The organism is Phytohabitans rumicis (assembly GCF_011764445.1).
Classification (GTDB): Bacteria; Actinomycetota; Actinomycetes; order Mycobacteriales; family Micromonosporaceae; genus Phytohabitans; species Phytohabitans rumicis.
In genome coordinates, this window is the sequence record NZ_BLPG01000002.1 from 365,358 (window position 1) to 387,528 (window position 22,171).

At 71.6% G+C, this 22,171-nt stretch carries 26 protein-coding genes and 1 pseudogene; 3 read left to right on the top strand and 24 right to left on the bottom strand.

The features are described 5' to 3' along the window. Position 1: 1 nt before the first annotated feature. From Prum_RS45315 to Prum_RS45350, 8 genes are all read right to left on the bottom strand, one after another. Positions 2-883 carry a phage distal tail protein gene (locus tag Prum_RS45315; protein ID WP_173085391.1) on the bottom strand — a complete coding sequence of 294 codons (882 nt, stop codon included), beginning with the start codon at positions 881-883 and terminating at the stop codon, positions 2-4. Continuing rightward, positions 880-1,848, bottom strand: coding sequence for a hypothetical protein (locus tag Prum_RS45320; RefSeq protein WP_173085393.1), 969 nt, complete (start codon positions 1,846-1,848; stop codon positions 880-882). The genes Prum_RS45315 and Prum_RS45320 overlap by 4 nt, the downstream gene beginning before the upstream one ends. Before the next feature lie 25 nt (positions 1,849-1,873). After that, positions 1,874-2,515, bottom strand: a complete 642-nt coding sequence (locus Prum_RS45325) for a hypothetical protein (RefSeq protein WP_173085395.1) — start codon at positions 2,513-2,515, stop codon at positions 1,874-1,876. An 11-nt stretch (positions 2,516-2,526) separates the two neighbouring features. Further along, complete coding sequence (locus tag Prum_RS45330) at positions 2,527-2,805, bottom strand: DUF5361 domain-containing protein (RefSeq protein WP_218577894.1); 279 nt, start codon at positions 2,803-2,805, stop codon at positions 2,527-2,529. A 106-nt stretch (positions 2,806-2,911) separates the two neighbouring features. After that, complete coding sequence (locus tag Prum_RS45335) at positions 2,912-3,211, bottom strand: hypothetical protein (protein ID WP_173085397.1); 300 nt, start codon at positions 3,209-3,211, stop codon at positions 2,912-2,914. Positions 3,212-3,220: 9 nt separating this feature from the next. Further along, a complete protein-coding gene (locus Prum_RS45340) occupies positions 3,221-3,793 on the bottom strand; it encodes a phage tail tube protein (protein WP_173085399.1) in 573 nt (190 codons plus the stop codon). Positions 3,794-3,814: 21 nt separating this feature from the next. After that, positions 3,815-4,222: a hypothetical protein gene (locus Prum_RS45345; RefSeq protein ID WP_173085401.1), complete on the bottom strand. Its 408-nt coding sequence runs from the start codon at positions 4,220-4,222 to the stop codon at positions 3,815-3,817. Between the two features lie 81 nt (positions 4,223-4,303). Beyond that, positions 4,304-6,106 carry an AfsR/SARP family transcriptional regulator gene (locus Prum_RS45350; RefSeq protein WP_173085403.1) on the bottom strand — a complete coding sequence of 601 codons (1,803 nt, stop codon included), beginning with the start codon at positions 6,104-6,106 and terminating at the stop codon, positions 4,304-4,306. 200 nt (positions 6,107-6,306) lie between these two features. On the opposite strand from Prum_RS45350, the gene Prum_RS45355 reads away from it, so the two are divergent. Continuing rightward, complete coding sequence (locus Prum_RS45355; RefSeq protein ID WP_173085406.1) at positions 6,307-7,275, top strand: DUF4386 domain-containing protein; 969 nt, start codon at positions 6,307-6,309, stop codon at positions 7,273-7,275. Here Prum_RS45355 and Prum_RS45360 read toward each other — a convergent pair. The 4 genes from Prum_RS45360 to Prum_RS45375 form a co-directional block, all read right to left on the bottom strand. Beyond that, on the bottom strand, positions 7,220-7,480 hold the full coding sequence (locus tag Prum_RS45360; RefSeq protein WP_173085408.1) for a hypothetical protein: 261 nt from the start codon (positions 7,478-7,480) through the stop codon (positions 7,220-7,222). The two genes, Prum_RS45355 and Prum_RS45360, sit on opposite strands and share 56 nt — an antisense overlap. A 215-nt stretch (positions 7,481-7,695) precedes the next feature. Then, on the bottom strand, positions 7,696-8,931 hold the full coding sequence (locus Prum_RS45365) for an HNH endonuclease signature motif containing protein (protein ID WP_173085410.1): 1,236 nt from the start codon (positions 8,929-8,931) through the stop codon (positions 7,696-7,698). Positions 8,932-9,044: 113 nt separating this feature from the next. Then, complete coding sequence (locus tag Prum_RS45370; protein WP_173085412.1) at positions 9,045-9,434, bottom strand: hypothetical protein; 390 nt, start codon at positions 9,432-9,434, stop codon at positions 9,045-9,047. A 409-nt stretch (positions 9,435-9,843) separates the two neighbouring features. After that, entirely contained in the window at positions 9,844-10,728 is an 885-nt protein-coding gene (locus Prum_RS45375) for a dihydrodipicolinate synthase family protein (protein ID WP_173085414.1), read from the bottom strand. Positions 10,729-10,799: 71 nt separating this feature from the next. On the opposite strand from Prum_RS45375, the gene Prum_RS45380 reads away from it, so the two are divergent. Further along, a complete protein-coding gene (locus Prum_RS45380; RefSeq protein ID WP_173085416.1) occupies positions 10,800-11,684 on the top strand; it encodes a LysR family transcriptional regulator in 885 nt (294 codons plus the stop codon). A 34-nt stretch (positions 11,685-11,718) separates the two neighbouring features. Next, a complete protein-coding gene (locus tag Prum_RS45385) occupies positions 11,719-12,273 on the top strand; it encodes a GNAT family N-acetyltransferase (protein WP_173085417.1) in 555 nt (184 codons plus the stop codon). A gap of 8 nt (positions 12,274-12,281) precedes the next feature. Here Prum_RS45385 and Prum_RS45390 read toward each other — a convergent pair whose 3' ends face one another. The 12 genes and pseudogenes from Prum_RS45390 to Prum_RS55610 form a co-directional block, all read right to left on the bottom strand. Continuing rightward, on the bottom strand, positions 12,282-13,883 hold the full coding sequence (locus Prum_RS45390) for an FAD-dependent oxidoreductase (protein WP_173085419.1): 1,602 nt from the start codon (positions 13,881-13,883) through the stop codon (positions 12,282-12,284). A 3-nt stretch (positions 13,884-13,886) separates the two neighbouring features. Then, positions 13,887-14,663 carry an ABC transporter ATP-binding protein gene (locus tag Prum_RS45395; RefSeq protein ID WP_173085421.1) on the bottom strand — a complete coding sequence of 259 codons (777 nt, stop codon included), beginning with the start codon at positions 14,661-14,663 and terminating at the stop codon, positions 13,887-13,889. Beyond that, on the bottom strand, positions 14,656-15,747 hold the full coding sequence (locus Prum_RS45400) for an ABC transporter ATP-binding protein (RefSeq protein WP_218577895.1): 1,092 nt from the start codon (positions 15,745-15,747) through the stop codon (positions 14,656-14,658). The genes Prum_RS45395 and Prum_RS45400 overlap by 8 nt, the downstream gene beginning before the upstream one ends. Then, entirely contained in the window at positions 15,744-17,243 is a 1,500-nt protein-coding gene (locus Prum_RS45405; protein WP_173085423.1) for an ABC transporter substrate-binding protein, read from the bottom strand. Before Prum_RS45405 ends, Prum_RS45400 begins: the two co-directional genes overlap by 4 nt. Positions 17,244-17,270: 27 nt before the next feature. Then, on the bottom strand, positions 17,271-17,906 hold the full coding sequence (locus tag Prum_RS45410) for an ABC transporter permease (RefSeq protein WP_173085425.1): 636 nt from the start codon (positions 17,904-17,906) through the stop codon (positions 17,271-17,273). Further along, positions 17,867-18,106: a hypothetical protein gene (locus Prum_RS45415; RefSeq protein WP_173085427.1), complete on the bottom strand. Its 240-nt coding sequence runs from the start codon at positions 18,104-18,106 to the stop codon at positions 17,867-17,869. The genes Prum_RS45410 and Prum_RS45415 overlap by 40 nt, the downstream gene beginning before the upstream one ends. Further along, positions 18,103-18,597 carry an ABC transporter permease gene (locus tag Prum_RS45420; RefSeq protein WP_173086517.1) on the bottom strand — a complete coding sequence of 165 codons (495 nt, stop codon included), beginning with the start codon at positions 18,595-18,597 and terminating at the stop codon, positions 18,103-18,105. Before Prum_RS45420 ends, Prum_RS45415 begins: the two co-directional genes overlap by 4 nt. After that, entirely contained in the window at positions 18,578-19,030 is a 453-nt protein-coding gene (locus Prum_RS45425) for an ABC transporter permease (RefSeq protein WP_173085429.1), read from the bottom strand. The genes Prum_RS45420 and Prum_RS45425 overlap by 20 nt, the downstream gene beginning before the upstream one ends. Continuing rightward, entirely contained in the window at positions 19,027-20,274 is a 1,248-nt protein-coding gene (locus Prum_RS45430; RefSeq protein ID WP_173085431.1) for an MGH1-like glycoside hydrolase domain-containing protein, read from the bottom strand. Before Prum_RS45430 ends, Prum_RS45425 begins: the two co-directional genes overlap by 4 nt. Next, on the bottom strand, positions 20,196-21,053 hold the full coding sequence (locus Prum_RS45435) for a hypothetical protein (protein WP_173085433.1): 858 nt from the start codon (positions 21,051-21,053) through the stop codon (positions 20,196-20,198). The genes Prum_RS45430 and Prum_RS45435 overlap by 79 nt, the downstream gene beginning before the upstream one ends. Then, positions 21,050-21,940, bottom strand: a complete 891-nt coding sequence (locus Prum_RS45440) for a LacI family DNA-binding transcriptional regulator (RefSeq protein WP_173085435.1) — start codon at positions 21,938-21,940, stop codon at positions 21,050-21,052. The genes Prum_RS45435 and Prum_RS45440 overlap by 4 nt, the downstream gene beginning before the upstream one ends. Positions 21,941-21,981: 41 nt before the next feature. Continuing rightward, a pseudogene (locus tag Prum_RS55610) lies at positions 21,982-22,095 on the bottom strand (LacI family DNA-binding transcriptional regulator); the annotation flags it as partial. Between the last annotated feature and the right edge of the window lie 76 nt (positions 22,096-22,171).

The following is a 22,171-nucleotide window of genomic DNA, read 5'->3' on the forward strand; positions in this document are numbered from 1 at the left end:
TTCATGTCCACGCGTCCCGCCACTCGGCGGTAAGCCGGGCCGCCGGCTCGGTCTGAGCCGCGCGGAAGCCGATCCTGTTGCTGCCGGGTCGCAACGCGAACCACTCGGAGTCCGGGAGCAGGAACGAGCGCCGGGACGCGGTGCCCTGGAGCAGCACCGTGCGGGCATCGGTGTCGACCACCAGCACCTCACCCGACTGCACGGTCAACCCGAACGCCAGTTGCTCGCCGGTCTCCGGGTTGATCACGACCGGGTCTGTGCACGGTCCGGCGATGCGCCACACCGGCCAGGTCGGTACGCTGCCGCGGTTCTCCAGCTGGAGCCGGCCACCGGAGGAACCCTGGCCGAAGTCGAGCGGGAAGGTGAGCGGGAACGTGACGCCACCGCTGGACGTCGGCAGCGAGCAGCTCGCCGCGTTGAGCGCCGCGCTGTATCGCAACGGATCGGGCGCGGTCATCTGGAGGGAGAAGTCGAACACACCGTTCTTGCGGTCGCTGATCTTGGTCTCCGCGGAGAGCCGGACCAGCGACTGCCGGGTCAGGTGCGGCTCGGTCACCACCAGCGGCAGCAGAAGAGCGCCGTCGTTGAGGACGGCCGCGAGCCGATCCTTCGCGTACTCCTTGGTCGAGCGATCCGGGGCCACCGCGCTGCCTTCGAGCGTGACCACCCGCGGGCCCCGGTACGACGGCGAGTCGAACGTCCCGTCGCGCTCCGGACGGTCCACAAGGGACAGCCGCAGCGGCGGCGCCGACGACCAGCCCTCCTCCTTCGTCACCCACCACTCGACGCCGAGGTCGTCAACGGCGTTGCCGGCCCAGCCGTCGACGGCGAACACGGGCTCCTGAAGAGTGCTGCCGGGCGCCCGGCCGAGGATCGTGGTCATCGCTTCCCCGCCCAGGCCAGCTCACGGGCGACGATCCGACCGATCTCGTACTCGGACTGCCGCGCCTGCGGATAGACGTTCACGGTGATGGGCTGCTCGGCGCCGCGCCGGGGTCGAAGATCGAGCAGGTCCGGCAGCTTGGACAGCGGCACGATCGCCTCCGGCTGACCCGCTTCGGCGACCGTCACCAGCCGGCCGCCGACCGCGGGCATCGCGATGCCGCCCGCCGCGAGCTGCGGGATCAGCGCCAGGTTGACGCCGAACGTCTTGCCGCCGACACCCGGCACCCAGTCCGGGATCGAGACCCGAACGCTGTTCAGACCGCGGATGGCCGAGTTGACCAGCCCGATGACCGCGTTGATCGGACCCCGGACGGCGGAGAGCACCGCCTCGAACGCCGACCTCGCGAACCCGGACAGGCCGTCCCAGGCGGCCTTCAGCCTGCCCGTGATCTGGTTCCACTTGTCCTGGAGCCAGTCGCCCAGCCGGCCGATCACCTCCACCACGTCGGCTCGGATCCTGTTCCACTTTCCGAACTCCTTGGTGACGAAGTCCATGGCCCAGCCGACGGCCTCGCCGATCTTCTTGAACACCGCCTGCATGACCTTGCGTACGGTCTCCGACTGCATCGCCATGTCGATCAGCTTCGTCACCAGCATCATGACGATGGCGATAATCGCGCCGAGGATGTTGGCCTTCATCGCGGTGTTGAGGCCCCGCTGTGCCACCGTCGCGCCTTCGAGTCCCTTGCGGAATCCACCCATGAGGCCGCCGCTGGTGGCCGCGTTCCGGCCCGCGCGCTGCACCGCGCCCGCCGCCTGGTCCGCCGACGAGCGGAGCTGGCTCGCCGCCGTACCGGCCAGCTGTGCCGACGTACGCAACCTGCCGGCGGCGGTGCTGGCCTGGGTCAGCGCGGTACTCAGCCGGCCCAGCGACGCGGTGACCACCGTAATGTTCCTGTTCACGGACGCTCGACCCTCCTACCCATCGTCATCTGCCCAACGCGGTGTTGAGCACCTCGACCTCGTGCCGCAGCCGCTTGATGGCGCCGCCCGCGACGTCGGCTTGGCCGTACAGCGCCTTCACCTCACGCATGGCATGGTCGGCCCGACCCTTCGCACCGTCCGCGATGGATTTCGCCAGGCCCGCGCGGGTCCATGCCTGGTTCGCCCGCTGCATCGCGTTTTCTGCTCGGCGTTTGCCGTCCTCCGCAACGTTGCGCGCCGCCAGCGCCTTTAGATCCAGTTGCTCGGGCAACTGTTGGAGGGCGGACAGTCTCCGCTTCTCCCTGCGCTCCTCCAGGATCTTGTCCAAGTCCCACTTGACGAACTCGACCTTGAACAGACCCGCGCTGACGTCTGCCAGCCTCCCTTCGAGCTTGACTCCGGTCGCCTCGCCCAGGACCCCGGCAGCCGTGCTGGTCTCGGCGAACGCCTCGTTCTTCGTCCAGCCCCGGTCCTTCTTGAAGAGACTCGCTGCGTCTGTCTCGATCTTCGCGATCCGGGTCGTCAGGTCTGTGATCGCCGGCTGCAATACGTCCTTGAAGCGCGTGCCGGCGTCCGCCTCGACCCGCGCGATCTGCTCCTTCAGGTCCCTGACCGCGTTCTGGAGCTCCTCGATCGGGTTGCCCATGCGTCCTCATCTCATCCAGGCAAGCCAAAGAAGGCCGCTATCTCCGCGGGTGATGCGCCGTCCGGTGTGGGCTCCTCGGGCGATGTCTCCAGGCCCGGTCGGGCCAGTGGCTCGGGGTACGGGATCTGTTCGGCGTCTTCGTCGCGGTTCACCGTGGCGAACATCCAGTTGGCCACGGCCAGCTGGTCCACCACGGCCGCCAGCAGGTGCTCGGTGACGCCCCAGTCCGCCGCCTCGCCGTGCACCGCTCGGGCGAACGACGAGTCGGCCGGGAGGCGTTCGACCAGCACGCGCAGCCGGCGCGAGGAGAGCCGGCCCCGGTACCAGTCGAGGAGGTCGACGCCGTAGTGGCGCAGCAGGTCGGCCTCGAGAGCCTCGGCATGCTCCTCGACGAGGTCACCGAGGCTCAGCCTTCCCCAGGCTCAGCCCGGTCTCGCTGCCGTACGCCTCCAGGACGGCGGCCACGTCCTGGACGCTGAGGTCGTGCGCGGCGAACCGCTCGAACTGCTCCGGGCCGAGCAACAGCTCCAGCAGGCCGTCGACGTCCTGCTCGTCGAGCTGTTGCATCCTCTTCGCGGCGTTCCGCGGAAACTCGGTGGGCAGGCTGTAGATCTCGCCGTCCAGCTCGAACTTCCACTCCCGGCCCAGCGTTTCCAGGCGCTGCGCGCGTGCCGCGTTGACGTTGAAGGTTGGCATCTCGTACTCCTATACCGCGAACGCGGGGTCCTTCATGAGGAAGGTGACCAGTGGGGCAGCCGAGTCGACCGCCAGCGCGGTGAACGTGATGCCGAGCTTGATCGGCGCGGTACGGACCAGCGCGACCTCCTCGGTCTCGGTGACCTGGCCGCGCGCGACGACGAGCCGGTACTTCACGTCGCCGCCATCGGTGAACTCGACGCCGAGCATCCGCTCGTCGAACGACGGGTCAGCGGCCAGGTTGTACTTGAAGTTGCCGGCGACCGCGCCGTTCGCTTCGACCGCGCCGCCGCCGAAGAAGAACGGCAGCGTGTCCTCGTTCAGCTGGAGCAGCTGGAACTTCAGGGTCAGATCGCGGTCGGAGTAGACGAACCTGGCGGCGCTGACGCTCTGCCAGGTGTCGATCGGATCGATCTTGTCCTTCTTCGCCAGCTTGACGCCGTCGGTCGTGGTGTATCCCAGGTCCTTCCAGGCGGCGGCCCACGCGACGGTCGTGTCCGTCGGCGCCGCCGTGTTGAGCGGTGCGACGAGGATCCGGCCGCTGCCAGCGACCCGGATCTCCCTGGCGTTGTTGCCAGCCATGTGTGGCTCCTTCGAGACGTGTCAGGCCGGTCGAATGACGAGCCGGACCGTGGACAGGTACCGGTTGCTGCCGGGGTGGTGATAGTCGGGCAGCCAGCGCGGCCCGTCCTCCTCGACGACGTCGACGACGAGCGCACCGCCGTAGGAGACGCCGCGGAGGCTGATCGTGAGCGCGCGGGCGGCGAGGGCGACGGCGTGCGTCGCCGACTTGTCCGGCCCGTACACCTCGAAGTCGACCAGCGGTTGATCCAGGTGCTCGTCGTCGATCCACGCGCCACCGACCCGGGAGACCAGCACGGCCTTCTGGGTGCCGTTGAAGCCCGGTGGCGGGCGGTTGTCGACGACCACGCCGGCCAGCTCCGGCCGGTCCTTCAGCGTGTCGACGACAAGCCGCTCGACATCCGTGAACGTGACGAGCGGGTCCGGCATGGCGCTCCCTCCTCCGCTGCTTTCCCTCATGACCAGCGTGGCCATCGTGGGTGCAGCGCCGGTGCAGCGCCGGTGCAGTCCTCAGTAGATGTTGGTGGCCGCCTCCCCGCGCTCACGAGCATAAAGCCTGGTCAGCTCGTGGAACTGATACTGGAGCTGGCCGTCCGCCCCGGCCACGACGAGGTCCACGAGCCGGGTCTCGGCGAGGCGGTCGAGCCGCCGCTCGGCCTCCACAGTGGAGACCGATAGCACCCGCGCGGCCACTGATGGCGTGAGGCTGGGCAGTCCGGCGGTGCCGAGGAGCGTGAAGGCGCGGCGCTCCGGCTCGTTCAGGTTGAGATAGCTGGCCTCGAGGCGGACGCGAAGGCACAGGTCGCCGACCGTGAGCTCGTCCAGGCGCCGCGATTCGTCCCGCAGCCGACCGGCTAACGCGGACAGCGACCATCGCGGCCGCGCCGCGAGCCGCGCGCCGGCCGCCCGCAGAGCGAGCGGCAGGTGGCCGCAGTGGACGGCGATCTCCCGCGCCGCGGTGGGATCGGCCCGGACCCGGTCGGCGCCCGCCAGGTGCGCGAGCAGGCGCACGGACTCGGCGGGTGCCAGCACATCGAGGGGTACGTGGCGGGCGCACTCCAGCCCCGCCAGCCTGGCCCGGCTCGCGACGAGGACGGCACTCCCGGGCGTGCCGGGCAGCAGCGGCCGGACCTGGCACTCCGAGCGCACACCGTCGAGCAGGATCAACACCCGCCGGGAGGCCAGGGCGCTGCGGAACAGCGCGGTGCGCTCGGCCGTCGACGCCGGTATGTCCGGGTCGTGGTAGCCGAGCGCCCTGAGGAACCGCGCCAGGAGTTCGCCGGGTTCGACCGCCCGCCCGCCCGCGTCGAACGTCGCGTAGAGCTGGCCGCCCGGAAAGTGGGCGCGCGCGGCGTGTGCCGAGTGGACGGCGAGCGCCGACTTTCCGACGCCCGCAATGCCAGAGATCGCGATCGTCGTCGCGGCACCGCCGACAGTCGCCGCGTCGCGCAGCGCCACGCGGACCGCCTCGACGACGGCATCCCGGCCGGTCAGGTCGATGGTGTCCGGTGGCAACTGGGCGGGGCACGCCGGTCGGGCGGAGATCCGCTCGGGCTGCGCGGTTTCCCGTCCGGTCAGCACCGCCTGGTGTAGGCGTTGCAGCTCGGGACCCGGGTCGAGGCCGAAGTTCTCGTTCAAGAGGGTGCGCCCCCGCCGGTACACGTCGAGCGCGTCGGCCTGCCGTCCCACCCGGGCGAGCGCGACCATGAGCTGGCCGCGCAGCCTCTCCCGCAGCGGATCGGCCGCGACGAGCCCGATCAGCTCGGGCAGTACGGCCGCGGCACGGCCCAACGCGAGATCCGCGGCGATCCTGTCCTCGACCGCGGCGCGGCGTAACTCCTCCAGCCGCTCCCCCTCGGCCAGCAGGTACGACCCGCCGAGCCCGCCGAGCGCCGGGCCCTGCCAGAGCTGGAGCGCGGACTGCAACGCGCGGCTGGCGTCCTCCGGCCGGCCGGCAGACCCGGCCCGCCGCCCCTCCGCCACCAGTGACTCGAACTGATGCAGGTCGAGCGCGCCGGGCCCGACCTGGAAAAGGTAGCCCGGCGGGCGGGTGAGGATGACCGGCGCCGCCCCCCGCAGGTGCAGGACCCGCCGCAGGGCGGAGACGTAGCTCTTGATCAAACCGGGCGCGGTCGCCGGGGCCGCGCCATCCCACAGCGCATCGACGAACCGGTACACCGGGACGGTGCGGCCCGTACTCAGCAGACCGGCGGCGAGCAGCGCCTGCTGTTTCGCCGCCGGCAACGCTAACTGGCGCCCGTCCACCCATGCGCTGACCGGACCCAGGATCCGGAATTGAACAATTTCCTCCATTGCTGTCCCCCGTGCCAACAAAGTGCGTTCGTATCCTCAACAGTCCGTCGCCGCGACGCTTGTCGTGTGGTACGAGCGCTCTCTCGTTGTTACGCCGAACGGGCGGACCCACTCGCCCGAATGGCCATGGATTCCGGGTCCGCGTTCAGCTCTTTCGATGGACGTCACGGCGGCGCCTCGGCCGGGGTAGCGGCCGCGTCATGGGTGGCGGCGACCCCCACTTCTGGATCTACGACACGGACCCCAGCACGTACCCCGGCCAGGACTCCGGGCCCCGCAGCGATGTCCAACAGTTCCGGGCGAGCTTCGCCGATCACGGGCGGGCGACCCACTACTTCAAAGCCGGCCTGTACGGCCGTGCCGGGATGTCCGCGCGGTGCGACGCGTACCTGAAGAACATCAGGATCTACCGCAAGTGGACGTTGCCCGGCCGTTGGACACTCGTACCCATGGCGCAGGCTCGCGCGACGGTGCTGGCCCGGATCGCGGGCGTGTCCTACCTTCTGGTGATCGTGGGTGGGCTCTTCGCCGAAGGGGTGGCCCGGGGATCGCTGATCGTGCCCGGTGACGCGGCCGCGACGGCCGACGCGATCGCCGACGGCGAGTCGCTGTGGCGGTGGGGCCTGGCGGTCCACCTGGTTTACCTGATACCCGCGGTCGTGGTGAACGTCCTCGTCTGCCACCTGTTCAAGCCCGTCGGGCCCACGCTGGCGCGGCTCGCGCTCGTGTTCAGCCTCGTGAGCGTGACGATCGAGGGCGCGAGCCTGCTCCAGCTGTACGTCCCGCTGCTGATGCTCGAGGAGGGCGACGCACTCGCCGCGCTGGACGACCCGCAGCGGCAGGCGCTGTCCTATCTGGCCGTACGGCTGTTCTCCGCCGGCTTCGGCCTCGCGCTGGCCTTCTTCGCGGGTTTCTGCGCGCTGATCGGCGTGCTGATCCTGCGTTCCCAGCTCGTCCCGCGGGTCATCGGCGCGTTGATGGTCGCGGCGGGCGGGTGCTACTTCCTCAACACCCTCGCGCTGGTCGTCTCCCCCAGGCTGTCGGATCTGATCTTCCCGGCCATCCTGCTGCCCTGCCTGTTGGGCGAGCTGTCCCTGGCGCTGTGGTTCGTGGTCAAGGGCGTGCGGACGAATCTCGTCGCGGGCCGCGGGCCGGCTCACGCACCATGAACACGTCCACCGGATCCTCGGTCTCGACGGTGAATCCGTACCGCTCGTACAGCCGCCGGGCCGCACTGCCCCGCAGCACGTGTTCCAGCCAGTGGGCGTCCTCCGCCGGCCGCAGCGACACGCAACCGGCGAACGCGCCGCCCACCTCGATCACCCAGGTGTGCGCCGCCGCCACCGAAGCCGGTCGAATCCCCCAGTCCGCCATGATCGCCAAACTACGCGGCCACGGTCCGGCCCGACCTGCGGGTGTTGGTGGTGAAGCAGGTGATCCGCCGCCGTCGTGGTCGCTCAGGTGCGGTCGCGTCCCCGGGGTGGGGACGTTCCCGACCGCCGATGATCCGCATCGCTGCAGCCCCGGGGTGGCCCGTGTCGGCGCGGGCATCCACGTGCTCACGAAATCTTGAGGCAACGCCGGAGGGGTCATTCGCGTTGGTGGTAGGTGTTGCGGCGTGGTCGGCGCTCCAAATCCACGTACGCGGGTGGGATGAACTCGGGCATCCCGTCCACGGCGATCCGAACCGTCCAATGCCCACGATGGATCAACCGATGGTGATAGCCGCACAACATGACGCTGTTGTCCAACGTGGTGGGTCCGCCGTCGGCCCACGACACGATGTGGTGCCCGTGACACCAGCGCGGTGGCCGATCACAGCCGGGGAACGCGCACCCCTTGTCCCGCAACTCCAGCGCCCGCCGCAACGGCCCGCTGATCAACCGACGGGTACGGCCCAAGTCGAGGATCTGCCCATCGCCACCCAACACGGCCGGAATGATCTTTGCGTCACAGGCCAACCGGCGCACCTGCTCCGGACTGAGCCGCTCACCGGTGTCCAACGTGCCGACACCAAGCGCCAAGCGCAGCACATCGAACGACACCGTCACCACCACATGCGGCCGCTCCCCACCGCTCTCCGGCAAGTCCTCGGTCCGCATCGCCAGGTCGCAGATCTCGACCAACGCGTCGGCCCGGCGCTGGGCCGGGGTGCGCACATCCACGTCATGCCGCGGCGCGCACAACGGATCCAACGCCGCGTTGACGGTAGCGGCGCCGTCCTCGTCCAACCAGCCCGTCAACCGCACCCGACCGTCCCCGTGCCGGGTCAGGTGAAACGCCCGCGTCTGCCGCGCCCGCGCCTCCATCCGCTCCAACGCCTCCGCGTCAGCGGCCTCCGCAAGCTCCGGCGCCACATACGCCAGGATGCCCTCGCCGTAACGGCGCAGCGTGTTCGGCTCAAACTCGGCGGCCCGACCGATCATCGCCTTCTCCGCCTTACCCACCACCTCAGCCGGAAGACGCCGCAACGCGGCCGCGATCACCTGAGCCTGCTCGGTATTGACCAGACCGTCGGCAACCGCCTTGGCCAACACCGGCCGCGCATCCAACGCCTGGGCCAGCTCCAGCATCCGCTTGGCCGCGTGCGGACTGACCCGCAAATGCTCACGCAGCCACGCTTTCGTGCTGGACGCGTGCCGCGTGATGGCCAGGCCCCGGCTGTCGATCTCCCGAACCAGCCGCGACTGCAACGCCGCCACCGCCTGCGTGATCGCGTGCACAGCGTCCAAACACTCGACCAGATCCTCGTCGCGCAACGACCACGTGGGTGTGCTGACGCTCGCGTCGGCCGTGGCCTTGAGCTGCGTCAACACATCCGGCATCACCCAACCATCGTCATACGCGCGTGCGAAGATCACTGTCCCATCCGGCGGCCAATTTGTTGATCAGGGAGCAGCTCGCGCGGGTCGCCGGCGGGTCGGCGAGGATTCTGGGATCAGGGAGTTGACGCGTTGACGGCTGGATGGCTGGTGTCGCCGACTAGCACGGCGTCGACTTTGCGGGTGAACGCCACCAGCTTGTCCGGGCCGATCCCAACCGCCAGGTCGAGGGCGGGCCCGACCGCCGTGCACCACGCCTCGTAGTCGCGAAGGAACGCCCGGAACTCCGCCACCCGCGCGTCGTCCAGCAGGTACTCGTCCGCGCGCAGGTCGCTGCAGCCGTTGCCCTGCGCTCCCGTCGCGTCGAGCCAGAACGCCTGCCAGTCGCGTAGCCAGGCCACCTGCCGGTACCGAGGCTCGGCCTCGACGTACATGGCGGCGAGCGCCATGAAGTGATCCTGCTCGACGTCGTGGGCGTGCGCCCAGTGGCCGCGGAAGACAAACATGGACCAGCTGATCGCGGCCCTCCCTGCACGTGATGGAAAGATCGCGGCACGGCTTCGCCGCCTCAACCCGAGAAGCTGCCGCAACCCGAGGACCTGACGTCACTGGTCCTGCTGACCGACTCTATAGAGCGTTCGGAGTTGGGGTGGCTTCGGTCTCTGCGGCCTCCGACTGCCGATTGAAGATGGAGATTTGAGCTACCGCGAGGTCCGTCGCGGTCCGAGCCGTTGCTCCCGCGGCCGCACCCTCCGCGGTTCACGACCCACGTACCCCCGGGCGGGCTTGTCTCGCGGACCCGGCAGCGTAGGTCGGGGATCTCGGCTCGCTCCGCGAGCCGCCGACCTGCGCGGTGCCCGCGGGAGCATCCGGCCCGCAGGTGACACGGACCGGGGTAAATCTGCCTGAGAATCGCTACGACGCACCGGACCGCGGGTGGGGCGACGACGCGAGCTGAAGCGCCGTCCGTACCAGCTCGGGGTCGGCGGGCAGGAGCGGGAGGCGTACCGATGGGGTCGGGATGCGGCCGTGCGCGTGCAGGACGGCCTTGATGACGGTGGGGTTGGGCGCGGCGAACAGGGCGCCGGACAGGGTGGCGAGGCGGCCGCCGAGGGTTCGCGCGGTGGTGGTGTCGCCGGCCCGCCATGCCGCCGCCAGGTCGACGAAGGCGGCCGTGTCGACGTGCGCCGAGGCGAGGATGCCGCCGTGCGCGCCGAGCGCCAGCAGCGGGGAGATGAACGCGTCGTCGCCGCCCAGCACGGCGAGGCCGGCCGGCGGGTCGGCGAGCAGCCGCACGGCGGTGGCGTCGATGCCGCCGGTGGCGTACTTGATGCCGGCCACGCCGGGCAGCTCGGCCAGTCGGCGGATGCTGCCGGCGGACAGTTCCTGCCCGGTGCGGTACGGGACGTGGTAGACGACGAGCGGGACCGGGCTGGCCGCGGTGAGCGCGGTGAAGTGCGCGATCACGCCCGCTTCGCCGGGGCGTAGGAAGGGTGGCACCAGGCTGAGCGCGGCCACCACCTCGGGCCTGCCGGCCAGCGCGGCGACGGCGTCGGCGGAGCTGGCGCCGACCACGAGCGGGGCCGACCGGTCGCGGCACACCTGCGCGATCGTGTCGAGGGCGGCGCGCTGCTCCGCGACGGTCAGCGACGCCGGTTCCGCGGTGGTGCCGAGCGCCACGATGCCCGCCGCGCCGGCGTCCAGCACGTCGTTTGCCAGGGTGCGCAGCGCGTCGAGGGCGACGGCGCCGGCATCGTCGAACGGGGTGATCAGGGGCACGTACACACCGGAGAGCGTCATAGAACGCAGCGTCCGGCACCCGAACGGTTAGATCCAGTTCAGCTTGCTCACGGTAAACGTAAGCTGGCCTAATGCTTGACGTGCGCCGGCTGCGGCTGCTGTGTGACCTGTCCCGCCTCGGCACGATCGCCGCCGTGGCCCAGGCGCACACGTACACGCCGTCGGCCGTCTCCCAGCAACTGTCCATATTGGAACGCGAGGTCGGCGTACCCCTGCTGGAACGCGCGGGCCGGCGGGTGGTCCTGACCGGGGCCGGGCGGGTCCTGGTGCGGCACGCCGAGACGGTGCTCGCGGCCCTGGAGCGCACGACGGCCGCGGTCGCCGCGCTGGCGGCGGGGGTGTCCGGTCCGCTGCGCATCGGCGCGTTCCCCACCGCGGTTCGCACGCTGCTGCCGGCGACGCTGGTCGCGCTGGGACGCGAGCATCCGGGGCTGGAGCTGCTGGTCACCGAGCTGGATCCGGTGGCGGTGCCGGCCGCGCTGCGCGAGCGCCGCCTCGACGTCGGGCTGCTGCACGACTACGACGCCGTCCCGGTGGAGCCGGATCCGGCACTGGACACCGTGCCGCTGCTGGACGAGACGGTCTTCCTGGCGATGCCGGCGGGGCAGGGCGACGGCGGGCTGGCCGCCGCGAAAGACGCCAGCTGGATCATGGCCACGCCCGGCACGCTCTGCCACACCGCGACGCTGCAGGTCTGCCGCGCCGCCGGCTACACCCCGCGGGTACGCCACCACGCCGACGACTTCGCCACCGTCCTCGCCCTGGTGGCGGCCGACCAGGGAGTATCTCTGGTGCCGCAGCTCGCCGCCGCCCAGCCGCCCGCCGGGGTACGGCTCGTGCCGCTCCCGACCCGCCGGCGTACCCGCGTCGCGTACCGGCGGGGCGCGGCCCGGCACCCGGCCGTCGCCGCGTTCGTCACGGCGATGCACGCCGCCGCGGGCGCGGTCCGGTCGTGAGGCGCCGCTGGACCGGTGTCCATAAGATCGACTGGTGCACCGGCCAGCAGTTCCCCTCACCACCGCCCGCCTGCTCCTGCGCCCGTTCACCGCGGCGGACGTGGACGACGTCTGGGCCTACCAGCGCCTGCCGGAGGTGGCCCGCTTCCTGCTGTGGGAGCCGCGGAACCGGGAGCAGACCCGGGCGGCGGTGCGCCAGATGGCCACCGAGACCGGCCTGGCCCGCGAGGGCGACTGCCTCAGCCTGGCCGCCGTCTGGCCCGAGGCCGGCCACGTGGTGGGCCAGGTCGAGCTGGTGTGGCGCAGCGAGCTCAGCCGGCAGGGCGAGGTCGGATACGTCTTCCACCCCGGGTACCAGGGCAAGGGGCTGGCGACCGAGGCCGCCCGCGCGGTGCTGCGGTGGGGCTTCGAGGAGGTCGGCCTGCACCGGATCGTCGGCCGCTGCCACGCCCGCAACACCGCCTCCGCCGCCCTCCTGGAACGGCTGGGCATGCGCCGCGAGGCGCACTTCGTGGACAGCGCGCTCGTCAAGGGCGCCTGGCGCGGGGAGTACGTCTACGCGATGCTGCACCGCGAGTGGCGCGGGTAGCAGCCGGCTCAGTACCCCTTGACCTCCGGCCAGGCCAGCTCGACGCCGTCGCGTACCAGCTCGTCCTGGAACGCCCGGAGCCGGCCTTCGGCGGCGTGCACCTGGTGCGGCTCGGTGCCGTTGTCCAGGCAGTGCGCGGCGAGCGCGCCGGCGACCTCGCCGACGTTCCACTCCACCGGGTGCAGCCGGTAGCAGCCGTTGGTGATATGGGTGGTGCCGATGTTCTTGCCGGCCGGCAGCAGGTTGCGCAGCCGCACCGGGATCAGCGCGCCGAGCGGGATCTGGAACGGGCAGCTCGCCACGTCGATGTAGGTGTCGCCGCCGGTCGACGGGTGCAGGTCGACGCGGTACATGCCGACGCCGATCGAGTCCGGGTACGCCACCGCGCCGCGGGTGCCCCGGACGGCGAACGACAGGTCCTGCTCGACCACCGTACGCTGGGCCTGGATGCGCCGGGACTCGCGGATGTACGGCGCCTTGGCCAGGCCGTCCGCGGTGCCCATCACGTCGCCGCGCAGCCGCAGCCCGGGCCAGCCGGTGCCGCCGTCCGGGCGGGGCGCCTCGGTCTGTAGCCAGTAGAGCATGCTCAGGCTCAGCTCCCGGGCGCCGTCGAGGTGCTTGGCCCGCTCCTCCTCGCTGACCCCGATGAGGGGGCCGGGCAGGTAGTCGATCATCGGCCAGTTGACGATGGTGATGTCGCTGGCCGCGAAGCCGGGGCGCAGCACGGCCCGGGACAGGATCCGCCGGAAGATCCACAGGTCCTTGTCGCCGGCGTCCTTGCTCTGGTCGGCGACCACCGGCCCGGTGTCGGCGTTGGGCACGAAGGTGCGCCGGACCGGCTGCAGCGTGCGCGGGTCGGGGGCGGTCAGGCTGAGCAGCCGGTCAGGCCACTGTGGTGGCTGGTAGCGCGCCCACGCGGAGTAGCCCGGCGGCCGGGCGATGGTGTGGTCCTCGCCGGCCCGGTGGTCGACCGCGAAGACCCAGGAGAACGCCTGCATGTTGTCCGGCTGGGCCGCGTCCGGCGCGCTGGGCTCGCCGGTCTGCGTACGGGACTCGAAGCCGGTGACGTGCTCGACGCCGGCCAGCGGGAGCAGGTCGCCCAGCTCGGTGGCGTCGATGACGTACGGCGCGGTCAGTTCGACGGTCTGCCCGGCGGCGTCCGCGACGGTGACGCCGGTGATCCGGTCACCGTCCACAGTGGCGCCGACCGGCCGGTGTCCATACAGGACACGTAGCTGCCCGGCGGCCAGGTACGGCCCGAGCATGGCGTGCAGCACCGCGGCGCCGATCCGGGGCTCGTGGCAGAGCCGGCTCACCCGCCCCTGTCCCGGGTTGAGGTCCGGCCGGGCGCGGGCCTCGTCGGTGAGCGGGTACCAGGTGCGGTAGTAGTCGCGGATCGCGTCGCGCAGGGCGCGGTAGCTGCGGGTACAACCGAACTGCTCGATCCACGGGTGTTCGTCCGGCGGGACGCCCTGGCTGGTCAGCTGGCCGCCGAGCCAGTCGGTCTCCTCGGTCACCAGCACGGACCGGCCGCGCCGCAGCGCCGCCAGCGCGGCCGCGGCACCGCCCAGGCCGCCGCCGACCACGAGCACCTCGGTGGATGTCTTCACGGGCTACCTCTCTGCCATGTCGGTGTTCAGCTCCAGGGCCGCGTCGAGCAGGCTCCGGGTGTACTCGTGTTGGGGCGAGCCGAGGACGGCGGTGGCCGGCCCCTGTTCCACCAGCACGCCGCGGCGCATGACGGCGATCCGGTCCGCGATCTGGTGCACCACCCCGAGGTCGTGGGAGATGAACAGCATCGCCAGGTGGTGGCGCTCGCGCAGGTCGACCAGCAGGCGCAGGATCTGCGCCTGGACCGACACGTCGAGCGCGGAAACGGCCTCGTCGCACACCAGCAGCCGCGGCTTGACGGCCAGCGCGCGGGCGATGCTGACCCGCTGGCACTGCCCGCCGGACAGCTCGTCCGCGCGCTGCCCGGCCACGCTCGCGTCCAGGCCGACGTCGTCGAGCAGCCGGTGCAGCGCCGTGGTGCGGTCGCCGGCCGGGGCCGAACTCGGGTGGGTACGCCACGCCTCGTTGACGATCGTGGCGACGGTCATCAGCGGGTTGAGGGACGAGCGCGGGTCCTGGAACACCATCTGCACCGCACGCTGCTGGACCGCCGGGCGCCGGCCGACCGGCCCGAGGCGTACCCCGTCGAGGGTGACGGCGCCGGCGTCCGGCCGGACCAGGCCGACGACCGCGCGCGCGACGGTGGTCTTGCCCGATCCTGACTCGCCCACCAGCCCGACCGTCTCGTCGGCGGCCACGGCGAGGCTGACGTTGTCGACTGCGACGAACCGGGAGCGGCGCCGTCCAAACGCGACGGTGAGGTCGCGGACCTCAAGCATGTGACACCTCTTCGGCGAAGTGGCAGGCGCTCCACCGGCCGGGCGCGACCTGCCGGGCCTGCGGCTGCTCGGTGCGGCACCGGTCGCGGGCCAGCGGGCAGCGCGGGTGGAACGCGCATCCGGGCGGCCGGCGCGCCGGGGTGGCCGGCGTGCCCGGGAGCGGATGCGCGAGGGCGGTCCGGGTCCGCACCGCCGGCACGCTGTCGACCAGCGCCCGGGTGTACGGGTGGGCCGGCCGGCTCAGCACGGCGGGGGTGGGCCCGCGCTCGGCGACCCGGCCGGCGTACATGACGACGACCTGGTGCGCGACGTGCGCGACCACCCGCAGGTCATGGCTGACCAGCAGCATCGCCAGCCCTTCGTCCTGCTGGATCGAGCGCAGCAGCCGCAGGATCCGCGCCTGCACGGTGACGTCCAGGGCGGTGGTCGGCTCGTCGGCGAGCAGCAGCGCCGGGCTGCCGGCCAGGGCCAGGGCGATCATCGCCCGCTGCCGCATCCCGCCCGAGAACTCGTGCGGGTAGTCGCCGGCCCGGCGCTCCGGCTCCGGGATGCCGACCCGGTCGAGCAGTTCGAGGACCCGGCGGCGTACCTCGGCGCGGGGCCGGCCGGCGCGGCGGAGGATCTCCCCCACCTGCCGGCCGATCCGCTGGGTCGGGTTGAGGGCGGCGAGCGGGTCCTGGAAGATCATCGCGATCTCCCGGCCGCGCAGCCGCCGGCGCCGCGCGGCGCCGGCCGGCAGCAGGTCCTCGCCCCGCCAGCGCAGCGCGCCCGCGGTACCGGCGCCGGCGGGGAGCAGGCCGATGATCGCGTTCGCCGTCATCGTCTTGCCGCTGCCTGACTCGCCGATCAGCCCGACGGTGGTCGCCGGCGGGATGTCGAACGACACCCCGTCGACGACCCGGACCGGTCCCGCCGGGCTGCGCTGGCTGGCTCGCTTCGGCCCCGGGAGTGGCCAGCGACGGCCATCCTCGTCGCTACGCTCCTCGGACTGGACGCCGCTGCCCCCGGGGCCGGGCAGGTCGACGACCAGCCCGTCCACGGCCAGCAGGTGGTCCACCGACACCGGCGTCTTCGTGGAGATCAAGAGCCGACCTGCAGACCGGCGAAGCCGGGCAGCCCGTTCGGGTCCGGCGTGAAGCCGGACAGGCGCTTGTTCCAGGCGTACGCGTACTTGACGGCCATCGGGAACATGCCGACCGCGTCCTGCCAGATGATCTTGCTGGCCTCGCCGTACAGCCGGACCCGTTCCTGCTCGTCCGCGCTGGCGCCGGCCTGGGCCAGGATCTGGTCGAGCTGCTGGTTGCAGTAGCCGTTGCGCTTCGCGGCGCACGGGTACAGGCGGCCGATGGTGTTGGCCGCGTCGTACGTCGGGTTGGACAGCTGCTGGAAGTTGATGTCCCAGTTCAGCGCCAGCAGGTCCTTGGTGAACACCGCCTGCTCCTTCTCCAGCAGGTCCACCTGCACGCCGATCTTCTGCAGGTCGGACACGACGGCCTGGTTGAACGGGCGGAACTCGGCGTTGGCGAACTGCAGCCGCAGCTTCTTGGAGAAGTCGAAGCCGGCCGCGGTCAGCGCCGCCTTCGCCGCCGCCGGGTCGTACTTGACCGGCTGCTGGGGCACGTAGCCGAGCGTCTGCGGCGACACCACCGACTCCGACAGCGTGCCGGTCTGCGGGTACAGCTGCTTGATGATGGTCTGGAAGTCGACCGCCTGCCACAGCGCCCGGCGCACCGCGGCGTCCTTGAGCGACGGCGTGGAGGAGTTGAACCACATCGTGAACACGGCCGTGCTCTGTACGGTTTGGACGGTCAGGTTGGACTCGCTCTGCAGCGTCGGGAGCTGGTCGTCGGGGATGCCCCAGGCCACGTCGACCTCACCGGTGCGCAGGGCGGTGAGCCGGGCGGCCAGCTCCGGCATCTTGCGGACCGTCACCTTCGACACCTTCGGCGCGCCGCCGTAGTAGTTGGCGTTGGGCACGAACACGATCTCGTTGGGGCTGAACTTCTCCAGCTTGAACGGCCCGGAGCCGACCGGGTGCTCGAAGAACGCGGTGTCGTTGGCCCCGACGCCGGACGGGAGCACGAAGAAGACCGCGAGCTTGCGCGGGATCGCCGCGTCCGGCCTGGACGCCGTCAGCACCACCTCGGTCTCCGACGTGGCGGTCATCGTGTACCCGGGGAAGTTGGCGGAGTTGGTGCCCTTGAGGTCGATGAACCGCTTGAACGAGTCGACGATGTCCTTGGCGGTCACCGGCTTGCCGTCGTTGAACTTCACGCCCTGCCGGAGCGTGAACGTCCACTGTGTCGCGGTCGCGTCCGGCTTCCACGCGGTGGCGAGGTCGCCGTCCACGGTGCCGTCCGGCTTCGGCCGGACCAGGCGGCTGAAGATGGCCTGTTCGGCCATCTGCGGGCCGGTGCCGCCGCCCTGCGGGCCGTGCGGGTCGATGCTGTCGATCGGGTACGTGCCGGCGACGACGACCTCGCCGCCGCCGGATCCGGACTCGCCGCCGGTGGTGGTCGAGCACCCGCCGAGGGCGACGGACGCGGCGACGACTATGGCTAGTGCGAGCGATCTGCGCATTGTGGGGTTCCCGTCTGTCGAGGGGTGTTAGGACGTGCGTCCGCGCCCGTACCGGGCGGTGAGCTGGTCCCCCAGGATTCCGATGTTGATGATCAGCAGTGACAGTGCGAAACCGGGCAGTGCCGAGATCCACCAGGCGGTGGCCAGGTACTGCTTGCCGTTGGCGATGGTCTGGCCCCACGACACGGCGGAGTTCGGCAGGCCGATGCCGAGGAAGCTCAGCCCCGCCTCGGCCAGCACGACGAGCGCGAACTCCAACGTGGCCAGAGCGACCACCGGACCGGCGGTGAACGGCAGGATGTGCCGCACGATGACGTGGATCCGTGGTACGCCGAGCACCCGGGCCGAATCCACCCAGGCGCGCTCCCTTGTGGACAGGGCGACGCCGCGGGTGACGCGGGCGAAGGAGATCCAGGCGGTCGCGGACAGGGCCGCCACGACGACGGTGACGCTGCGCTGGAACGCGCCCGCGATGACGATGGTGAGCAGGATGGATGGGAAGGCGAGCAGGATGTCGATGCCGCGGGCCAGGACGGTGTCGAGCCAGCCGCGGAAGTAGCCGGCGACGATGCCGACGGCGACGCCGATGACGGCCGCGACGACCACGGTGGACACTCCGATGATCACCGAGGTGCGGGCGCCGTACACGACCTGGGCGAGCACGTCGCGGCCGAGGCCGTCGGTGCCCAGCCACGCGGTCCCGCCGGTCGAGACCCGCGAGCCCGGAGCGAGCAGCCGGTCCTCAAGGGGGTGCGGACCGGGTTGTAGTCGATCAGCAGCGGGCCGATCCCGCCGATCAGCGCGTACGCGGCGAGCACCAGGTACGGGACGCGGCGCAGCACGCGCCGGCGGGCGGCCGTCATGCCGCGCCATCCAGCCGGATGCGCGGGTCCAATTGGGAGTACAGCAGGTCCGCGGCGAGGTTGAACACCATCACGATGCCGGCGATCAGGAAGGTGGCCGCCTGCACCATCGCGTAGTCGCGGGTGGACACCGCGTCCACCACGAGCGAGCCGAGGCCGGGCCAGGCGAAGACGTTCTCGACGATGACCGCGCCGCCCATGAGCCCGCCCATGTGCAGCCCGATGACCGTGACCACCGGGATGAGCGAGTTGCGCAGCGTGTGCCCGGTCAGCACCTGCCGCTCGGTGAGCCCCTTCGACCGGGCCGTCTGGATGTACGGCTCGCGCATCGTCTCGGCGACGCTGGTGCGGGTCAGCCGGGCGACGATGGCGGTGAACGGCAGCGCCAGCGTGACCGCCGGCAGCAGGATGTGCGCGGGCGTGCCGGCCCCGCGCTGGGCAGCATCCGCAGCACCAGCGCGAAGACGAGGATCAGCATGATGCCGACCCAGAACGTGGGAACGACTGCAGCGCGATCGTGGCCGCCGACACCACCCGGTCGACGGCGCTGCCGGGGCGGCCGCCGGCCAGCAGCCCGAGCGTGATGCCGAGGACGACGGCGATGGTGGTGGCCGTGAGCATCAGCTCGGCGCTGGCCGGCAGCCGCTCCAGCACCTCCGGCATCGCCGGCCGGCCGAGCAGGTACGAGTTGCCGAAGTCGAACCGGGCCGCGTCGGCGAGGTAGTTGGCGTACTGGACGATCAGCGGCCGGTCCAGGCCGAGCGACGCGGTCAGCTCGGCGACCTGTTCCCGGCTCGCGTCCGGCCCCAGCAGGATCAACGCCGGGTCGCCGGGGGCGACCCGCACGATGAGGAAGATGAGCGAGGCCGCGCCCCACATCACCAGCACGCCGGTGAGCAGCCGCGTGACGATGACCCGGATCATGATGTGAGCTCCACCGGCGTGCGGCCCTCGGCGGCGACCTCGACGGTGCCGCCCCCCGGCACGCCGATCAGCACCCGACCGGATCCCCGGAGCACGGCCCGCACGCTGTCCGCCGTGCGCGTGTAGTCCTCGACGACGACCTCCGGTGGGGCGTCGAGGAGGACCGCACCGTCCAGGGTGACCAAGAGCCGGTCGGCCGCGACGACGCTGAGCTTCCCCTCGGTCAGCACGAGGTTGGTCAGCTCGGCCGGCCGCCCCGGATGGGCGAACCGCCAGCCGCCGGGCCGGGCGTCGACCAGCTCCTGCATCGCCAGGTACGCCAGCAGGTTGCCCCAGCCCATCAGGAAATCCGAGCGGGCCGCGAACGGGTGGATGTCCTCCTCCGGGTCGGAGAAGTAGTTCTCGTGCACGTGGCTGTGCTGCTCCCACTCGAGCCGGAAGATGGCCAGCAGCTCGTCGACGATCTGCCGGACCCGGTCGTCCATCTCGTACCGGCGCAGCCCCTCTACGACGAGGAACGCGTGCGGCCCCCAGACCCGCCCGCGGCAGTAGTGCCGGTTGTACCCGGGGTCGCTGCGCGAGACGCTGGGCAGCGGCGGCGACCCGCCGAGCAGCTCGGGCACCAGGAGCGTGTCCACCATGCGCCGGGCCCGGTCCGGGTCGGGGATCCGGGCCAGCAGCGGCCACAGCATGGTCGGCGCGAGGTGCACGTCGAACGTGCCGTCGGCGCGGCGGTTGCGGTAGTGGCCGGCGTCCTCGTCCCAGAAGACCTCGTCCATCCGCCGGCCGGCCTCGGCCAGCTCGGCACGCAGCCGCGCGGCGGTGCCGGCGTTTGCGAGCCGGTCGGCGATCAGGGCGAGGGCCTCGCTGTCGACGGCGTGCAGCGCGTTGAGCCCGACGTCGGCCAGGTCCATCGTGTGCGTTCGCGGGTCGTACTGGATCTCGTCGTACATCGGGGAGTCGTCCAGGCCGGACTCCCGGCGGGTGCTGTCCACAGTGGCCGACTTCGGGTCGTCGGTCGGGTCGGAGCCGTAGGCGAGCGCGCCGTGCGGCCCGCGCCGGGCCCTCGTCCACCAGTCGTGCCAGCCCAGCAGCAGCGGGTACGCGTCGGCGAGCAGCCGCCGGTCGCGCGTCTCGTCGGACAGCCCGGTGCTCAGATACGACTTCAGCATCGTGTACGCGCCGACCGGCGGCTGGGACCGGTCGTCGGTGCGGCCCCGCTCGTCGGAGACCCGGTTGGGCACGAAGCCGCCGGGGTGATCTGCTCCAGGATCTGGTCGTAGATGCCGCGTGAGTAGTCGTGGTCGATCCAGGTCGCGGCCAGCCCGCAGAAGAACGTGTCCCAGCCGTGCAGCGCCCAGGTGCCGTAGAAGCCGTCGCGCGCCTGGCTGACGAAGTCGCGCGAGGTGGGCGTGATGACCCGGCCCAGGTCGCTGCGGATGACCGTGTTCCAGGTCAGGGCGCGCTGGTAGCCCTCGGCGGACCGGCCGAGCCAGCCGGAGCTGCCGATCGCCGCCGACTCGGCCCGCTCGCGCGCCGCGTCGAAGTCGAACGCGAGGTCCCCCTCGTCGCCGCCCACCACGAACCGGCACGCCTTCGCGTCCGGCGGGAAGCTCAGCCGTCGCGCTCCGGCATCGGTTACCTCGGCGGTGACCGGCGCGGAGAAGGCGTACGGCCACTCGACGCCGTCGCCGGCGGGCGCGCCGGGCAGCGTGTCCACGATCAGGTGGACCGATCCCGCGCCGTCCAGCTCGGCCAGTCCACACAGGACATCCGGGCGCGGCCGGGCGAAGACGAGCCGCAGCAGCGTCTCCTCGTGGCGCACGGTCACCTCGGCGTACTCGCCGTCGACGGTGTGGTGGCCGAGCCGCTCCAGCCCGCGCCGCCAGGTGAAGTCGTCGACCAGCGCCCCGTCCGGGGTGCCGAGGGCGACGCGTACCCGGGTGCCGGAGGGCAGATGGGCCGCGGCGGTGTGGTACTGGACGTCCCAGGTGTTCCAGTCGGCGGGTACGGGCTGGATCATCGTGACACTCCGGGTTCTCGTGGGCTCGCTACGGTGGCGCCCGGTATCAGGGGGCACGCGACGCTCTCGCTCCGGGTGGGCGCGTCGGGGTCTTCCAACTGCTGGATGAGCAGGCGGGTGGCCTCGCGGCCCATCTGCTCGCGCGGCACGGCCAGGCCGGTCCAGGGAATCTCGCCGCCGCGCGCCCCGGTGGAGTCGCCGAGCACGACCACGCTCAGGTCGTCGGGGACGGACAGCCCGCGCCGCTGGAGGCTGGCCAGGATCTGCTCGGCGAGCAGCTCCTGCTCCGCGACGACGCCGGTGACGCCGCCGTGCAGGATCTCCGCGACGAGACCGTCCACTTCGGTCTCCGCCGCGAGTGTCCACACCGGACCGGCGAGGCGGCCCGGCATGGCCTTGCGGAAGCCCTTCTCGCGGTCGCGGCTGGGCTGCGCGTCGCCGTCTCCGAGCCGCGCGTACGCCACCCGCTCGTGGCCCAGCGCGAAGAGCCGCTCGGTGAGCCGCTGCGTGGTGCTGGCGTAGTCGGCGGCGACGTACGAGATCGGGGCGCCGGAGACCTCGCGGTGCCCGACGTAGACGAACGGGAAGCCGGAGTCGCGCAGCCGCTCGATCTCCTCGACGTTGGGGTCGCGGCCGAGCAGCAGCGCGCCGTCGGCCAGCGCGAGCCGGGTGGCCCCTCGCGGAAGATCTGCCGCTGGCCGCCCGCGCTGGTGAACAGCAGCAGGTCGTAGCCGAGCTCGGCGGCCTCCTGCTCCATGCCGAGCAGGAACGGGAAGTAGAAGTCGACGCTGGTGGTCGGGAACACCGGCTCGAACGTGTAGACACCGATGATCTTGTTGCTCCCGCCGGCCAGCGACCGGGCCGAGGCGTTGGCGACGTAGCCCCACTCGCGCATCACGGTCAGCACCCGCTCGCGGGTCGCCGGGCTGATCCGCACGTCGGCGTCGCGTTCGTTGAGCACGAGCGAGACGGTGGCCTGGCTGACGCCGGCGAGGCGCGCGATGTCGGCCTGCGTCGGCCGTCTCGCCGGTCGTCGAGTCATCGAAGCCCCTCTGCTCGTTCAGTCCAGTGCTCTTTCAGTCCAGTGCTCATTCAGTCCAGCGCTCATGCGGTGCTAA